General features: G+C 39.4%; 2 protein-coding genes. Both read right to left on the bottom strand.

The features are described from left to right. Nucleotides 1-651: 651 nt before the first annotated feature. Nucleotides 652-1,443 carry a hypothetical protein gene (locus Q1B11_RS20080; protein WP_299735771.1) on the bottom strand — a complete coding sequence of 264 codons (792 nt, stop codon included), beginning with the start codon at nucleotides 1,441-1,443 and terminating at the stop codon, nucleotides 652-654. A gap of 103 nt (nucleotides 1,444-1,546) precedes the next feature. Further along, nucleotides 1,547-1,840: a hypothetical protein gene (locus Q1B11_RS20085; RefSeq protein ID WP_299735773.1), complete on the bottom strand. Its 294-nt coding sequence runs from the start codon at nucleotides 1,838-1,840 to the stop codon at nucleotides 1,547-1,549. Between the last annotated feature and the right edge of the window lie 80 nt (nucleotides 1,841-1,920).

Raw genomic sequence — 1,920 nt, forward strand, 5'->3', positions numbered from 1 at the left:
GTCAGGGATGGGGTTCATTGGAACCCCGAATTAGCTGGATAATTTATGATTGACACCATAGTCACTTGTTAGCTGCGTAAGCCCATAAAATGGTTAAACTGTGACGAAAACCTAAAGCGCGTACGACTGGCAACAACGTAGAAACCAGAAGTTTTACCACCAGAGATTTTGCACGACGCTGCAAACCATGCGGAACCAAAATGCCGTAAACCAGTTTGAGCCAAAAGGTTTGACTACTTGAGGTTTACGACGATGTAATTTTCTGACCTGGCACAAACCGGAAACTTTGCACGCTACAGAAAACCAGAGAAAACCCCACCAACTGACCGATAGAAAAGATGGAAAGGAAACCGGTTTTTCTGCTGGCGCTGTAAAAGAGAAGTTGTACGTTAGCACTTGCCAGCTTTGGAACAACCAACAGCAAACGATGATTTTGACGCTGGCATAAAAGAAAGAATAAACGACAAAACTCTCACGCCAGCTTGCAAAAAGAAGGTTACCGAACTCTTCTGAACTTTACGATAGAACTGGACAAAAAAACTACCAACACAGAAAAGTTCACAGGTTTGCTACTCTGGTAAAAACACAGCAGCTAACGCCAATTTCAGGGGCGCCGCAGGCGTCCCCTGGAAATTTTTGTTAAGCGCTGGTTTATGCCTGACTTGAACTCCTATTGAGTTCTTCAACGGCCTTTAAGATTTCTGAAGCTCTAACAGCATCGTCTAAATCAGCACCTTCGCCGTTCTGTATATTCCTTAGCTCTGAGATTAGAAGCTCTTCAATTTGGTCAAGAAGGAAATGATGAACAGAGGAATCAGTTTTGTCTATATATTCAGATAAATGAGGTAGAACAGACTTTAGTAAATTATTTGTACTTTCAATATTCAGCATTCTGTGAGGTTCCTTCAGGCCAATTTTGAGAAAATTTAATTTCAAAACTGCTGTTGTAATAATTACAGAATATGCAGAATAATATGCCCAAGCTAGTTTTGTTAAATATGGCTGAGCTTGTTTTGCCAATTCATATTTAATAATTTGAGGTTCAAAGCTACCACCAATTTGTTCTGCAAACTCTCTGAACTTTGGGTTAATCAATGATTCTTGTGCACAGTGTTCAAAATCCAAAATAGACATCGTCTGAGATATATGTTTAGCTTTTTCAAGAGCCGCTATAGACTCCCAAATTTGATCTACAGCTTCAATTTTCCTTTGATACAGAATACTTTGTCTACTCATCAGGCCTGACATTGCAGCTGTTCTGAGAGAAGCTATTTGATCATCCTTTAACTTTAGCTCTGATCTTAATACTTCGAGCTTTGATTCAAATTCATGGTTAACAGAACTCGTTAATCTAGCGGAAATTAATGAACGAGCGAGCCATAAAGCGGCTGCAAATAACCCTGTCGTTGTTAAGGCTGGAAACCAGCTTTGTAAAAAACTCATTTATAAACTCAATAGTAAATGATGTGAAGCGCTTAACGCCAAATTAAGCGGCGCCGCCTCGCGGCGTCCGTTGGAGCGCAGCGGAACGAACTTGAATTTATTGTTATGCGTTTTCTGATGTGGTGTTACCAAAAGCCCGGAACTTTTGGACTGAACTTGTAAGATAATTTGTTCCAGCCATGATTAGAATACTAATGACGAGTTGGGATAGTGTTGATACTAGGTCAATAAATTCTAAAGAACTATCCATATGTCTTGGTACAGAATAATATGCAGCTATTGTTGTAGGCAACCAAAATGAAGCTTGTAAGAAATAAAATAAACCAACCAAAAAAATACCTGCTTTCAGAAATTGACTAGCATTTAGATCTGCTTTTATTTCAATGTTACGCAGCATTATCCTCGACTTTAGAGTTCCCAAAGCACAATAGTTCAACAACAATCGAATAATCAGCTAAAAAGCAACCATCCCCAACG

The sequence above is a fragment of the uncultured Endozoicomonas sp. genome (genome assembly GCF_947495845.1).
GTDB lineage: Bacteria > Pseudomonadota > Gammaproteobacteria > Pseudomonadales > Endozoicomonadaceae > Endozoicomonas.

Bases quoted from the DNA above. Each gene is read 5' to 3' on its own strand.
- Q1B11_RS20080 (WP_299735771.1), bottom strand. From the start codon at position 1,443: ATGAGTTTTTTACAAAGCTGGTTTCCAGCCTTAACAACGACAGGGTTA.
- Q1B11_RS20085 (WP_299735773.1), bottom strand. From the start codon at position 1,840: ATGCTGCGTAACATTGAAATAAAAGCAGATCTAAATGCTAGTCAATTT.